The 12,848-nt window shown below is 60.9% G+C and carries 10 protein-coding genes; 1 reads left to right on the plus strand and 9 read right to left on the minus strand.

Annotated features, from left to right (window positions below; all coding sequences use genetic code 11):
• Positions 1 to 11: 11 nt before the first annotated feature.
• The 6 genes from glgA to IF199_RS14120 all read right to left on the minus strand — a co-directional run bounded on the left by glgA (position 12) and on the right by IF199_RS14120 (position 7,234).
• Complete coding sequence (glgA, locus tag IF199_RS14095) at positions 12 to 1,598, minus strand: glycogen synthase GlgA (protein WP_096820276.1); 1,587 nt, start codon at positions 1,596 to 1,598, stop codon at positions 12 to 14.
• A 528-nt stretch (positions 1,599 to 2,126) separates the two neighbouring features.
• Positions 2,127 to 3,080 (minus strand): D-2-hydroxyacid dehydrogenase family protein, encoded by a 954-nt coding sequence (locus tag IF199_RS14100; RefSeq protein WP_192560805.1) that lies wholly within the window; start codon positions 3,078 to 3,080, stop codon positions 2,127 to 2,129.
• A gap of 13 nt (positions 3,081 to 3,093) precedes the next feature.
• On the minus strand, positions 3,094 to 4,119 hold the full coding sequence (locus IF199_RS14105; RefSeq protein WP_192560806.1) for an alpha/beta fold hydrolase: 1,026 nt from the start codon (positions 4,117 to 4,119) through the stop codon (positions 3,094 to 3,096).
• 85 nt (positions 4,120 to 4,204) lie between these two features.
• Entirely contained in the window at positions 4,205 to 4,639 is a 435-nt protein-coding gene (locus tag IF199_RS14110) for a YqaA family protein (protein ID WP_192560807.1), read from the minus strand.
• Positions 4,639 to 5,085: a DUF411 domain-containing protein gene (locus tag IF199_RS14115; RefSeq protein WP_096820280.1), complete on the minus strand. Its 447-nt coding sequence runs from the start codon at positions 5,083 to 5,085 to the stop codon at positions 4,639 to 4,641. The genes IF199_RS14110 and IF199_RS14115 overlap by 1 nt, the downstream gene beginning before the upstream one ends.
• Before the next feature lie 157 nt (positions 5,086 to 5,242).
• Positions 5,243 to 7,234: a methyl-accepting chemotaxis protein gene (locus tag IF199_RS14120; protein ID WP_096820281.1), complete on the minus strand. Its 1,992-nt coding sequence runs from the start codon at positions 7,232 to 7,234 to the stop codon at positions 5,243 to 5,245.
• Positions 7,235 to 7,615: 381 nt separating this feature from the next.
• Here IF199_RS14120 and IF199_RS14125 point away from each other — a divergent pair, with 381 nt between their 5' ends.
• On the plus strand, positions 7,616 to 8,149 hold the full coding sequence (locus IF199_RS14125) for a hypothetical protein (protein ID WP_096820282.1): 534 nt from the start codon (positions 7,616 to 7,618) through the stop codon (positions 8,147 to 8,149).
• 48 nt (positions 8,150 to 8,197) lie between these two features.
• Here IF199_RS14125 and IF199_RS14130 read toward each other — a convergent pair whose 3' ends face one another.
• The 3 genes from IF199_RS14130 to IF199_RS14140 are packed head-to-tail and all read right to left on the minus strand — an operon-like array spanning position 8,198 to position 12,847.
• Positions 8,198 to 9,124, minus strand: a complete 927-nt coding sequence (locus IF199_RS14130) for a GNAT family N-acetyltransferase (protein ID WP_192560808.1) — start codon at positions 9,122 to 9,124, stop codon at positions 8,198 to 8,200.
• Positions 9,124 to 10,413: a phenylacetate--CoA ligase family protein gene (locus tag IF199_RS14135; protein WP_192560809.1), complete on the minus strand. Its 1,290-nt coding sequence runs from the start codon at positions 10,411 to 10,413 to the stop codon at positions 9,124 to 9,126. The genes IF199_RS14130 and IF199_RS14135 overlap by 1 nt, the downstream gene beginning before the upstream one ends.
• The gene (locus IF199_RS14140; RefSeq protein WP_192560810.1) at positions 10,397 to 12,847 is read right to left on the minus strand and encodes an aldehyde dehydrogenase family protein; all 2,451 of its coding nucleotides are present in this window, start codon (positions 12,845 to 12,847) and stop codon (positions 10,397 to 10,399) included. The genes IF199_RS14135 and IF199_RS14140 overlap by 17 nt, the downstream gene beginning before the upstream one ends.
• Position 12,848 lies beyond the last annotated feature (1 nt).

Consider the following 12,848-nt stretch of genomic DNA (forward strand, 5'->3'; position numbering starts at 1 on the left):
AACCTCCCTGGTTATTTGTGGTGCGTTTTACCCAGCGCCTTGGCCACCAGTTGTTCGTAGAGTTCGGCGTAGGGTTCGACGGCCTTGCACCAGTTGAACGGGGCAGCCATCGCCCGGCAGCGCATGGCGTGCAGCAGATCCGGGAAGGCAAACACCTTGAACGCGCGACTCAGGGCTTCGCGGTAGCTGTCAGCCGTGGACTCGTTGAACAGGAACCCGGTGACGCCGTTTTCAATGGTGTCGGCCAGCCCGCCGGTGTTGCGCGCCACCGGCAGCGAGCCGAAACGCTGGGCGTACATCTGGCTCAAACCGCAAGGTTCGTAACGCGACGGCATCAGCAGGAAATCGCTGCCGGCGAACATCCGCCGGGCGTCGGTTTCATTGAAGCCGATGCGCACGCCAATCTGGCCGGGAAAACGCAGGGCCAGTTCGCGCATGGCCTGTTCCTCTTCCGGCTCGCCGCGTCCGATGATGGCGATCTGGCCACCGTTCTGAACGATGTACTCGGAGACGGCTTCGGTCAGGTCGAGGCCTTTTTGATAAACCAGCCGCGACACCACGGCAAACAGCGGGCCTTCCGAGTCTTTCAGACCAAACAACTCACGTACGTGGGCGGCGTTGACGGCCTTGCCTTCCCAGTCGCCGATGGCAAACGGCGCGAACAGGTGCGGATCGGTGGCGGCGTCCCAGCTCTCGTCGATACCGTTGGGGATGCCGCTGAGCAAACCTTGCTGGGTCTTGGCGGCGAGAAAGCCGTCGAGGCCGCAGCCGAAATCAGGGGTGGTGATTTCCTGCGCGTAGGTGGCGCTGACCGTGGTGATGTGGCTCGAATAGGCCATGCCGGCCTTGAGGAACGACATCTTGCCGTAGAACTCCATGCCTTCCTGCTGCAGGGCATGGGCGGGAATCCCGAGTTCCGGGCACGAGCCGAGGCTGGTCACGCCTTGATAGGCGAGGTTGTGAATGGTGAACAGGGTCGGCGTGCGTTGCCCGCGCCAGTGCATGTAGGCAGGCGCCAGACCGGCCGGCCAGTCATGGGCGTGCACCAGATCCGGGCACCAGTGGATTTGTGCGAGGTTGGCGGCGATATCGGCGGCGGCCAGGCCCAGACGGGCGAAGCGGATGTGGTTGTCCGGCCAGTCACGGCCGTTGTTGGCGCCATAAGGGCCGCCGTCGCGTGCGTAGAGTTCAGGGCAGATCAACACATAAATGACCAGGCCGTCAGGCATGTCCATGCGCCCGATCTTGCACGGTGGCAGCGCGGCGTGGCCGCCCAGTTCGCCGATGATGTGGATCGGATTTTCACTGTTCATCACTTGCGGGTAACCGGGGATCAGCACCCGGACATCATGCAGATGCGCCATCGCGCGGGGCAGGGCGGCAGAAACGTCACCAAGACCGCCGGTCTTCACCAGATCGGCGATTTCCGAGGTCACGAACAACACTTTCTTCTTGTTGGGATTCTGACTGGCTACCGGTGTCAGCGTCTTGGTGCCCGGGACGTTGATCGACCGGCTGCCGGGAACGCTCACGGTGCTCGATTCGCCGACCGGCTGATGAGCACGCTCTCCCTGAATATCCAATGCCGCACTGATCATATGAATCTCCCGTTTTGTTGATCTGATTCTTGTCTTGAACAAGCGATGTCCATGGCCAAATCCTGTGGCCGGGCGCAAACGCGCCACGCATCGGTGAGCAAACGCTACCCAACACGCGCAAGCAGAATGGGTGAAGAGGCCATTGCAAGGAATGAACCAGTCGCCTTGGCCTTGTCTTTCAGATGACCCGTCGCGATCAGCAAAAGTTTCGACAAAATTTCCACATTGTGACCGACCGGTTTCGCCCCGCGAAAACCAGTCTAGGCCAGATCCTAGAGCGGGCCAGGGCAATCGGACGAATTGTTCGACAATCTGTTGCAGGCTCACGGAAACCGTGGCTTTGAGCGGGGGATCGCACCGACGAAGTGCATGTTTGAAGGGGTGGACGGTGCAAAACGGTGACCAGTCGGTCACGTTTTTGGGCGCGAGGAAAGTGCGTGTGCACTGTTGCGGTGCGGACAGTTGTGTTGGCGTGCGGTCAGTGGGTGCTGATTCGCGGGCAGGGGCTGCCCGCGAATTGGAGGAAAGTCAGTTCAGCAGACGAATCGGTTCTCCCGCGGACCAGGCCTGAATGTCCTCGATCATCTGCGAAAAGAACTGCTGATAGTTCTGTCGGCTGACGTATCCGACATGAGGCGTGGCCAGCACATTGTCCAGCGTGCGAAACGGATGCAGCGCCGGCAACGGTTCTTCATCGAACACATCCAGGGCTGCGCCACCGATGCGCTGTTTCTGCAAGGCCTTGATCAGCGCGGCTTCGTCGACAATCGGCCCGCGCGCCGTGTTGACCAGCAGGGCGGTTGGCTTCATCCAGTCCAGCGCCTGAGCATCGACCAGGCCACGACTGCGGTCGCTGAGCACCAGGTGCACCGACAAAACGTCAGCCTGTTCGAACAATTGCTGCTTGCTGACATAGGTGACACCGGCCTGTTCGGCGCGCTCGGCGGTCAGGTTCTCGCTCCAGGCGATCACCCGCATGCCGAACACCTGACCGAACTGCGCCACCCGTTGGCCGATACTGCCGAGCCCGAGAATGCCCAGGGTCTTGCCGTGCAGGTCACCGCCCAGACCCTGTTGCCACTGGCCGGCACGCAGGGCGTTGGCCTCGTTCACCAGGTTGCGGGTGGCGGCCATGATCAGCGCCCAGGTCAGTTCCGGCGCTGCATGCTTATAGCTGTCGGTGCCGCAGACCTTGATCCCGAGCCGGGCAGCGGCCGGCATGTCCAGCGCTGCGTTGCGCATGCCGCCGGTGACCAGCAGCTTGAGGTTCGGCAAACGCTTGAGCAGGTCTTCATCGAAGCGCGTGCGTTCGCGCATCACGCAAATCACCTGGAACCGCCCGAGGCGTTCGGCCAGCGTGGCGTTGTCCGCCGGGTAATCATGGACGAAGGTCACTTCGCCGAGACTGTCGAGCACCGACCAGTCGACTACGCCCCGCGCGACGTCCTGCCAGTCATCGATCACTGCAATCTGCACCGCCATCAGCCTTGACTCCTCAACGAACGGGATTGGTTTTGTTCAGCCAGCCGAGCAGTGCCTGGTGGAACTGCGCCGGTTCTTCCATCTGCGGGGCATGGCCCATGCCGGGGAATTCCACCAGCGTGGACTGCGGAATCAGCTTGGCGACCTGCTTGCCCAGCACCTCGTAATGGCCGATTTTCGCTTTCACCTCGGGCGGCGCAATGTCCTTGCCGATGGCCGTGGTGTCGGAGGTGCCGATCAGCAACAGGGTCGGCATTTTCAGATCCTTGAACTCGTAGTACACCGGCTGGGTGAAGATCATGTCGTAGATCAGCGCCGAGTTCCATGCGACCAGAGTCTTGCCCGGCCCATTGCTCAGGCCCGCGAGCATGTCTACCCAACGGTCGAATTCGGGTTTCCAGCGACCGCCGTAATAGGTGCTGCGCTCGTAGTCGCGAATGCCTTGGGCGGTGACTTTCAGTTCGCGCTGATACCACTGGTCAACGCTGCGATACGGTACGCCAAGGGCTTTCCAGTCTTCGAGACCGATCGGGTTGACCAGCGCCAGTTGCTCGACCTGATCCGGGTATTGCAGGGCGTAACGGGTGGCGAGCATGCCGCCGGTGGAGTGGCCGAGCAGGGTGGCCTTCTGGATGCCCAGCGCCTTGAGCAATTGCTGGGTGTTGGCCGCCAGTTGCTGGAAGGTGTACTGGTAGTGATCGGGTTTGCTGGAGGTGCAGAAGCCGATCTGATCTGGCGCAACCACCCGGTAACCGGCCTCGCTCAGGGCCTGGATCGAACTGTCCCAGGTGGCGCCGCAAAAATTCTTGCCGTGCATCAGCACCACGGTGCGCCCGTTGGCCTTGCCGTGGGCGGCGACGTCCATGTAACCCATCTGCAATGATTTGCCCTGGGACTGAAAGGCAAAATGCTTGAGGGTGTAGGGATAGTCGAAACCTTGCAGTTCCGGGCCGTATTGCGGGCCTTCGGCGTGAGCAAACAGGGGCAGGGCAACGGTCAGCAACAGGCCGGGCAGCCAGCGGGTCAGCGACACAGACATGGGACAACTCCACAGGAAATCGGCCGATGCTGGAACGGCCGGATTAGGGCGACGTTAAACACAGGCAATGCCCGCGCCTGATCGTTCAATCGAGCCAACCCAGCGTGAGCATCGCCAGCACCGCATAACGGGCGCCTTTGGCCAGGGTGACGATCAACAGGAATCGCCCGAGCGGTTCACGCATGACCCCGGCGATCAGCGTCAGGGGATCACCGATGATCGGCAACCAGCTGAGCAGCAGTGACCAGTGCCCATAACGTTGATAGTGAACGCGGGCGCGGTCCATGTGCTTCGGGCTGACCGGAAACCAGCGCCGACCCTGAAACCGCTCCAGTCCTCGCCCCAGCCACCAGTTGACCAGCGAACCGAGGACATTGCCCAGCGTCGCCACCGCCAGCAGCCCCCACAGCCAATAGCGATCGCTGACCAGCAGCCCGACCAGCACCGCTTCCGATTGCAGCGGCAGCAGTGTGGCCGCGCCAAACGCGGCGAAGAACAGCCCGATGTAACCCGCCGTCATCAATGGGCCGGGTAATCCGCCACCACCACATCAGCCCCATCCTTTTTCAGGCCGATGACTTGATAGGCATCGCTCATGCCGTCCATTTCCATGCCCGGCGAGCCCATCGGCATCCCCGGTGCCGCCACGCCAAGCAGATCGTCACGCTTGCTCAGCGCCAGCACTTGTTCGGCGGGGACGTGACCTTCGACGAATTTGCCGTTGATGATTGCGGTGTGGCAGGACGCCAGACGCGGTGGTACGCCGTGTTGTTGCTTGAAGCTGCTCATGTCGGCTTCAACGTGATCCTCGACCTTGAAACCGTTGGCTTCCAGGTGGCTGATCCACTTTTTGCAGCAGCCGCAGTTGGCGTCGCGGTGGACTTCGATCGGGATGAGGTCGGCGGCTTGCGCCAGGGAGGAGATGAATAGCGCGCTCAGGGCGGCCAGACGCAGGTGGTTTCGCATGGAGGGCTCTCGGCTCGGGGTAAAAAAAACGCATTTTGACCGGAATTTTCCGCCCGGCATCAACGGAGTGTTTCCAAGTAATACAAGGCGGGTTGCCAGCATGATCGTAGATCAAGGCTGACAGCCCGCTGAGCGAGAGATGACAGATCTGTCAGGATCAGCGCACCTTGAACCGGCCCATGATCGCGCCGACCCGGCTGTTGGCTTCCAGCAACTGTCGGGTGTTGAGCTCGCTGGCCTGACCACTTTGCACCAGTTCATCGACCATGTGACGGATCTGCACCATGCTGCGGTTGATCTCTTCGGTGACGGCGCTTTGCTGTTCGGCGGCGGTGGCGATCTGCGTGCTGAGGCTGTTGATGTGGCTGACCGAGCCGGCCATCTCGTCGAGGCCGCTGTTGACTCGCGCCGTGGCGTCGGCGGCCGACTGGCAACTGGCCTGGGTGTTTTCCATGGCGCTGACCGACGAACTCACGCCCTGGGTCAGGCGGGTCAACATTTCGTTGATTTCCGAAGTGCTGGCTTGGGTGCGAGCGGCGAGGGCGCGCACTTCGTCGGCCACCACCGCGAAGCCGCGTCCCTGCTCACCGGCGCGGGCGGCTTCGATGGCGGCGTTCAGCGCCAGCAGGTTGGTCTGGCCGGCAATGGCGCCAATCACCCCGAGAATCTCGGTGATGCGCTGCGCGTCCTGTTGCATGCTTTCGACCTTGTGCGTGGCGCTGGCCACTTCGTCGATCAGCGCGACCACGCTGCTCGACGCTTCGCCGACCACCACCCGCGAACGGTCGGCGTTTTCGTTGGCGCGCTGGGTGAAGGCGGCGGTTTCGGCGGCATTCTGCGCGACGCTTTCAGCGGTCGAACTCATCTCGTTGATCGCGGTGACGGTCTGGTCGGTTTCCGAGGCGTGGCGCAGCAGAATCTGACTGGTGTGCGCCGACGTACGTTGCAGGTTGTCGAGGCTCGAAGCCATGGCGCCGGTAGCCTGGGTGACTTCGCCGATCATGTTTTGCAGGTAGGCAATGAAGGTGTTGACCGAGTGACCGATCGCGCCGAGTTCGTCTTCGGCGCGGATGGTGATGCGGCGTGTCAGGTCGGCATCGCCGCTGGACAGCAGATCGATGTTGGCTTTCAGGGCCTTCATGCGCTGGATCAATTGGCGGATCGCATAGACCTGCCACAGCACCAGCAGGATCACCAGCGGGATCTGCAACAGGCTCAGGGTGCTGAGCACGTCATCGCGCTGGGCGGTGATCAACTTGGTCGGCAGGGCGGTGGCGAGGAACCAAGGCGTGCCTTCGATCGGGCGCATGAAGAAGGTGCTGGCCTCGCCGTTGTTGTCGAACTCGACGCGCTGGGCCTGATCACGTTGCTGCAAGCCAGCCTTTACCTGACTCGCGAAAGGTGAACTGCCAGCCAGCTCGCTGATGTTTTTCAGCACGATCGGGCCATTGATGCGCGAACTGTTGCTGATGATTTTGCCGTCGGCCTCGACGATCAGCATTTCGGCGCTGAGGTCTTTTTCCTTGCGCGCCACCAGGTCGTTGAAGAAGCCCAGCGTCACGTCGATGGTCGATACACCCCAGGTCGTGCCGTTCTTCTGGATGGCCATGGCGCAGTTGGTGCGTGGCTCGGCGCTGGCATCGTCTTTATAGGCGGCGGCCCAGGCGCATTGGCCGCGCGGGGTCTGCAGGCCGCCCTTGTACCAGCTCTGGTCGTAATAGTTGGGCGCTGCGTCGCTGTTCCAGAAGGTGTTCACGGCGAGTTTGCCGGAGCTGTCGCGATGCCAGAAGGTGCTGAACTTGTTGCGTCCCGCCTCACGCTGACCGGGCAGTGGCCAGATACCACCGCCAAATACTTTCAATTCACCGTACTGGTCCACCAGCCCCGGCAGCACCGTATCGATGGCGGCACTGTCGAGCAGCGGGATGGTCTGGGTGATGCTGCGTTGCTGCGATTGAACCTTGTTCAGTTCGCCCTGGATCTGCTCGGCGACCTCGGCAATGCGGTTGAGCACCACCTGCTCTTCGGTATGACGCAGTTTCGGCGCGACCAACTGGCTGATGCCTACCACGGTCAGGACCGACAGCAACAGGATAAATAGAACCAGAAACAGCGTGTAGCGAGCCTGAATGGTACGGAATGCGGGCATGGAGACCGGTCCTTGAGCAGCGTTTCTTATTAGGGGCGAGGAGTAAAACAGTAGGGGTATCCCTTACGTATCGTCGCGGCGCGAGGAAGCTTTAGGTACTCACGTGCTAAAAAGTTTTGAAACGCTGACCGGCAAGTAACAGATCCGACACATGCAAACTAACCAGCCCGTTCGTTAGAGTAAAAAGCCGATTTTCGCCGGACTGGCCAAGCGGCTCTGGCTCAATATCTGCGGGGCTTGCAGTGCTTTGTATCGAGAATGTACAAAATTTGTAAAAAAGTGAAAAACAGATTGGTGACATCAGTTTGCCGGCCGATACTCCGGGCAACTCAAGACGTTCCACAAGGATATTTTCATGTTCTTTTCGCAAGGAGCACGCTCATGACCGTTGGTTATACCGGCGCGTGGCAGCCCAAGGCAGGTTTGCTGGTTCGAGATGCAGGGAGCTCGGGCAAACCGGTTTCTCAAAGCGTGAAGGTCAAGCAGATGCTGGCCCTGGTCGGCAACGACCCCACCGTTCTCAACACGGCGGAAATGGACAAGCAGCGTTTGCACAAGAACATCAAGGGGTTCGATCCGGAAAACGTCACTCCCAAGCAATTGGGCAAACTGACTGACTTCCTGCGCAGCCGGGGCCTCATTTCCGAAGTGACCTCGATGACGCTGCTCAATGCCGGTGACAAGTTCGATCGCTTCGGCATTCAGAAAGACCCGGATGCCAAGTTCAATGCGCTGGAATATTTCGCCACGCAACTGGACACCATCAACAACAACAGCCTCAAGGGCAACAAGTACGCCAATACGTTGATCCCGGAGTACAAGAAAGCCATTTATGTGCTGCAGAGCCTGAAAACCTACGGACAGGGCGGTGAACGTCCGCCTCCGACCGACAAAGGCGTCAGCGCCAAGGCTTGATCGCGTAAAACCAGGCCCTCCGATGCGCAGGGCCTGGGCATTCTTGCGTTACACGGACGATGATGGCTTGGCAATGAGCGATTGCAGGTCGTCATGCAGCCGCTGCATCTGCGGGCAAATCAGCGTCAACGCCGGTGGCCTGGCGCCACGATGAAACAACGCCAGCCAGCCAGCTCCTCTCTCATCCGGCACCAGCCCGGTGAACACGAATCCTGCCGTCGTCAGCAAGTGAAAAGCGCTTGCGAATTCCTTTGCCAGCCTGAGCCTGACTGAAATGAGCCAATGCGCCGGCAGTTCCTGCAACTGCTTGAGCAAGCCGCCATCGATCTCTTTGAAAATGCCTTCATACCGGTTCAATTGTTGTTCCAGCTGTACCGGTTCGCCCACCCAGGGCGCGGCCTTGTCCTGTGTTCCGAACACGCTGCACATCTGCCTCATGAAATCCCGGCAGCTTTCGGGCCACGGCTGGGTCGGGAGCGGACGTCGGTTATCGTCGACAGGCGTGTAACCGATGACCAGCGATTCCCGCGCCGAGGCATTAAATGGAGACGGGACATGGTCGGGCAGCCATCCGACACTCTGAAAGCCGAGACTGGCTGCCATGCGCTGTGTGTAGGGATGGCCGGTGACCTGTTTGATCGTCACGCCCCGGTATCCCAACGCTTGCGCATGAATCAACAGCTGCCGTCCCAGGCGAGTAGCAATGTTCTGACCTCGGGTTTCGGGGGCAACCACGCTCAATGCCAGCTCGGCGATGTGCGATCCCTTGGCACGAATCAAGGTCGCGTGTCCCAGCATTTGATCTTCGGCGACGGCGACCAGAGAGTGCCAGCGACCCAGCGCATGGTTGCGATCGATCATGCAGGGCAGATAGACGTGAGGCTGGGCGTAAAGATCGCCGTAGGTTTTTCGGAACAGATTGCTCACGGCAGGAGCGTCGCTGTTGCGGTAACTGCGCAGGGTGACTGTTTCCATCAGCGCTGTTCCATGGGCAGTCTGTCGTAGACGCGCAGATCCAGCACGCGCTGGCGTTTGCCGGAGCGCGGATGGCGTGACAGTTCCTGAACCGTGCAGCAGTGAATCACCACGTCCAGCAAGTGATCGGCATTGAGTTGTTCGATCAACGGGTAGTGTTCAATCAACGCGTGGTGCAGCCTCCGGTCGGTGTCTGCCGAAGCAGGTTGCACAGCGTCCGGAGCCCATTTCAGGCGCAGGATATCTTTCGTTCCGGCCTGTTCGATCACCAGTTGCCAATCGTCACTGCCGGTGAGGCGTTGCACCGTATCGCCGATTTCATCGGGCAGCAGTGTCAGGACTCCCACTCTGACTCGCTGGCTGTCGGCGCTGCGGCCCATCAGCGCGAATTTGCGCGCGGGCGTTCGCTCGAGTTCTCGCCAACAGGCGCGGTCGCCGACCGGATAACGAATCAGCGGCATCAACCGCCGGGTGAGATTGGTCATCACCAGGCGGCCTGTGCGATCGCATTCTTCGATTACCTCACCGGTCTGTTCGTCGAGGATTTCCAGCACGCTGTGGCCCTGCGCCATCCGGTGTTCACCCAAGGCGCAGTCGCGATGACTGGCGCCGATAAAGCCGGCATCGACGCTGGCGTACCCCATGGAGGCGACGCGTACATTGGGGAACACCCGGCCGAGCAGTTGCAACTGCACCGGGAACAGGCTTTCACCGCCGTAGAGCAGGCATTCGATGCACTCCAGCCGGCGTCCCTGATGTTCCAGCCACGCGGCGAAGGTCAACAAATGGGCCGGTAAACCGGCCAGTACATTGATCCGATGCCGGGAAATCGAATCGGCCAGCACGGTCGACTCGACATGGCCGGTGAAAGGGAACTCCACGACGCCCGGCTGAACGTGGGCCAGGGCATCGTGAGTGAAGATGAAACTGGCATACAGGTCGCCGACAAAAAACAGGTTGGCGACCCGGTCGCCCTTGTTCAGTTGCCCGGTGAGGCTGCGACCGAAATCCTCCACCAGCGTTTGCCATTCCCGCCGCTCGAAGACCGACAGTTTGCCATCGCTGGTGGTCCCTCCGGTTTTGAACACCAGTGCGTTGCCCAGGCTTGCGGTCAATACCGGCCAGCGGTCAAGGTCCTGGCTGCCTTTCCAGTAGTGCGCGGGGTCAATCACGGGTAAATCGGTCAGTGCCGTTACCTGCTCGGGGACGCCGGCAAAGTGGCTGGCGTAAAAGCTTGAATGCTTGCGCGCAAAAGCGACCAGCTCCTGCAATTCAATCCTTGGGATCATGGTGTGCTCCTTGCAGAACGGAGGAGGCGCGGGCTCCTCGGTTATCGATCAGCAGTGGCGTCTTGCCGCTGTGCTTGTTTCGGGTGAACCGGTCGATGGCGCAGACCTGCGCGTCCACTGTCAGCAGCCCGGTCTGCACAAGGGTTGCCAGCGTCGGGTAACCCAGCAGTCGACGATGCACGTCCTGGGGTTCGAGCGCACTTAGAAATTTCATGCATTCCAGTCCGTCGGGGGCATGTTCAAGGATCACCTGAAACTCGGTCTGCAGGTGCTGCGCCAGTTCCGAGAGGCAGATGAAATCGGTGCCGATGCGCACCAGCCTGCCGTGGCGCTGAAGCAGTTCGAAGCGCGGCGTCTGCAGACCACAGCCACACCGTCCGGGCACCCAGCGGCCGCTGTCGCCGACGTCATAACGCTGAACGTCCTGACCTTCTCGAGCGAGGGAGGTGAACACCAGGCGACCGGTCTCGTTGTCACGCACTGGCTGGTCGGTTTCGAACGCGACAATTTCCAGGTGCTGGATATCGCTCAAAAGATGAAACACACCGTCGCCGGTGGCTGAACAGGCGTGACCGAGCGGTCCGGCGTCGACGCTGCCGTAGATCGCCGAGCGGATCAGGCTGACGCCGCAGTCTTGCAGCAACTGGCGACTCTGTTCGCCGAGGTGTTCGCCGCCGAGAAATACTTTTTCGACCCCGCCATAGGTGCGCAGACGCGTTTGTTCGTTGAGGAACAAACGGTGCAGGGTGCTTGGCATGCCGATCAGCGTGTTCACCTGCTGATCGACGATCAATTGCGCAATCTCCCGGTAGTCATCATCGGCCGGGGCACCCATCGGCAGGTGAGTGACGTCCAGTTGCTCCAGTACTTTGGAGAAACTGAAAAAACCGCCATACAGACCGCCACTGAAAAACAGGTTCATCACCCGGTCCCGACGTGGATCGAGACCCGCTGCAAACAGACCATCGGCTGTAGCGCGCATCTGTTGGCGAAAGTCCCGATAACTGAAACCAGACAAGGCCGGCACGCCGCTGCTGCCGCCGGAACGGAAATACAGTTGGGCCGAAGCGTTGATCGGGCGGGCGATGAACGCTTCCTTGCTCATGATCGGCAGGTTCATCACACAGGGCGCAATGCCTGAGCCATTGAGCGTGGCGTGGGAGGGCAGTTTTGTCGGCGACAGACTGACCGAGACTCGCCGGCTCAGGCGTTGCAGGGCATAGACGCCGTCGTGAGGTTCGCCGTTGTAGCCATCGTGAATCGCTTCCGTCGGAGCAACCCGGGTGACGCCGGCGGTGATCAGCAGCTGTGAAAGCTCTGCAATCTGCTGCTCCGGGCAGATCTGGGCGCAGCTTTGCAGCACGTTTCGCCATGGCATCAGGGTCTCGATCACCCGTGTGCGCGGCAGTGGCTTGAGCAGCAGGCTGCGAAACAGTGGCGAAGGCTTCAATGGTCGGTCATGGGTCCAGATCACCCGCCAGCCCGGTGCTGTCCAGACCTCGCCAGCCACTTCGGCGAAACTGTGTGCGAGCCTGGCCATGGCGGTGTCGGTGGTGATTTGCGAGGCTTCCTGAATCGTTGGCAGCAATGTCGGCCATTGTCCGGCGCGGCGTTCGAATGCTTTGGCCAGACCCTCACCGATACCGCGTAGTACGGTCTCATCGTCGCTGTCCACCAACAACCATTGCGGGCTCGAGCACGCTTGCTGATCGAGTCGGCAGACTTCGTCCACCACGGCGTCCAGCGCCTGAGGTGAGGCGGCGTCTGGTGTCAGATAAACGAAGCTGATGCGATGTCCCCAATCGATCCAGCGGCATCCGGCGGGGATTTGCTGGCGAATCGCTTGGAGTGCCGATTCGCCGCCCCAGGCCGAGACGCCATTGGCCCATTGGCACAGCTGGCCGATTTGCGCGGTGGTCGCCGGAACGACAGCGACATGTCCTGCGAGTTGGCCGCTTGGGTCGCATTGCGTCAGCGCGAGGAGCAATTGCGCGGTCAGCCCCTGATCGCTGCTGCTGGGGCGCAGCCAGTTGACGTTGCCGGCCAGCAGACTTTCGATCACTGCGCAGAACGCCAGAAGTGCCGCGTTGCCGGGGGTGATGTGGACCACCAGGCCCAGCGGGCTCCAGCGCTCGAAACGTGGTTGGCGATAGTCGAAGCGTCGCAGTGTAGCGGGTTGATCGCCAAGCTCCCGTTCGAGTTTGCGCCGCAAACCTTGAGGCTGGCAGAACTCGAACAGTGACTCGCGTTGTTCGGCGTCGAGCGGCAGGGTCAGGCTGATGTCGCCCAACCGAAGGGCGAGCGTGGCCGCCGCATGGATGACCGTCTCGCTGTGCAGAGGCGAGCTCAGGCGTTGGGGCAGGGCCTGACGCAACTGATCCATGGCGGTATCGAATCCGATGTCCGCGTGAAGTTGTCCATTGATCAGGTACATA

Origin of the sequence: Pseudomonas allokribbensis (assembly GCF_014863605.1) — a bacterium.
In the GTDB taxonomy this organism is placed as follows: domain Bacteria; phylum Pseudomonadota; class Gammaproteobacteria; order Pseudomonadales; family Pseudomonadaceae; genus Aquipseudomonas; species Aquipseudomonas allokribbensis.

Excerpts from the sequence above, each read along its gene's own strand:
- glgA (WP_096820276.1), bottom strand. The coding sequence starts at position 1,598 with ATGATCAGTGCGGCATTGGATATTCAGGGAGAGCGTGCTCATCAGCCG.
- IF199_RS14100 (WP_192560805.1), bottom strand. The coding sequence starts at position 3,080 with ATGGCGGTGCAGATTGCAGTGATCGATGACTGGCAGGACGTCGCGCGG.
- IF199_RS14105 (WP_192560806.1), bottom strand. The coding sequence starts at position 4,119 with ATGTCTGTGTCGCTGACCCGCTGGCTGCCCGGCCTGTTGCTGACCGTT.
- IF199_RS14110 (WP_192560807.1), bottom strand. The coding sequence starts at position 4,639 with ATGACGGCGGGTTACATCGGGCTGTTCTTCGCCGCGTTTGGCGCGGCC.
- IF199_RS14115 (WP_096820280.1), bottom strand. The coding sequence starts at position 5,085 with ATGCGAAACCACCTGCGTCTGGCCGCCCTGAGCGCGCTATTCATCTCC.
- IF199_RS14120 (WP_096820281.1), bottom strand. The coding sequence starts at position 7,234 with ATGCCCGCATTCCGTACCATTCAGGCTCGCTACACGCTGTTTCTGGTT.
- IF199_RS14125 (WP_096820282.1), top strand. The coding sequence starts at position 7,616 with ATGACCGTTGGTTATACCGGCGCGTGGCAGCCCAAGGCAGGTTTGCTG.
- IF199_RS14130 (WP_192560808.1), bottom strand. The coding sequence starts at position 9,124 with ATGGAAACAGTCACCCTGCGCAGTTACCGCAACAGCGACGCTCCTGCC.
- IF199_RS14135 (WP_192560809.1), bottom strand. The coding sequence starts at position 10,413 with ATGATCCCAAGGATTGAATTGCAGGAGCTGGTCGCTTTTGCGCGCAAG.
- IF199_RS14140 (WP_192560810.1), bottom strand. The coding sequence starts at position 12,847 with ATGTACCTGATCAATGGACAACTTCACGCGGACATCGGATTCGATACC.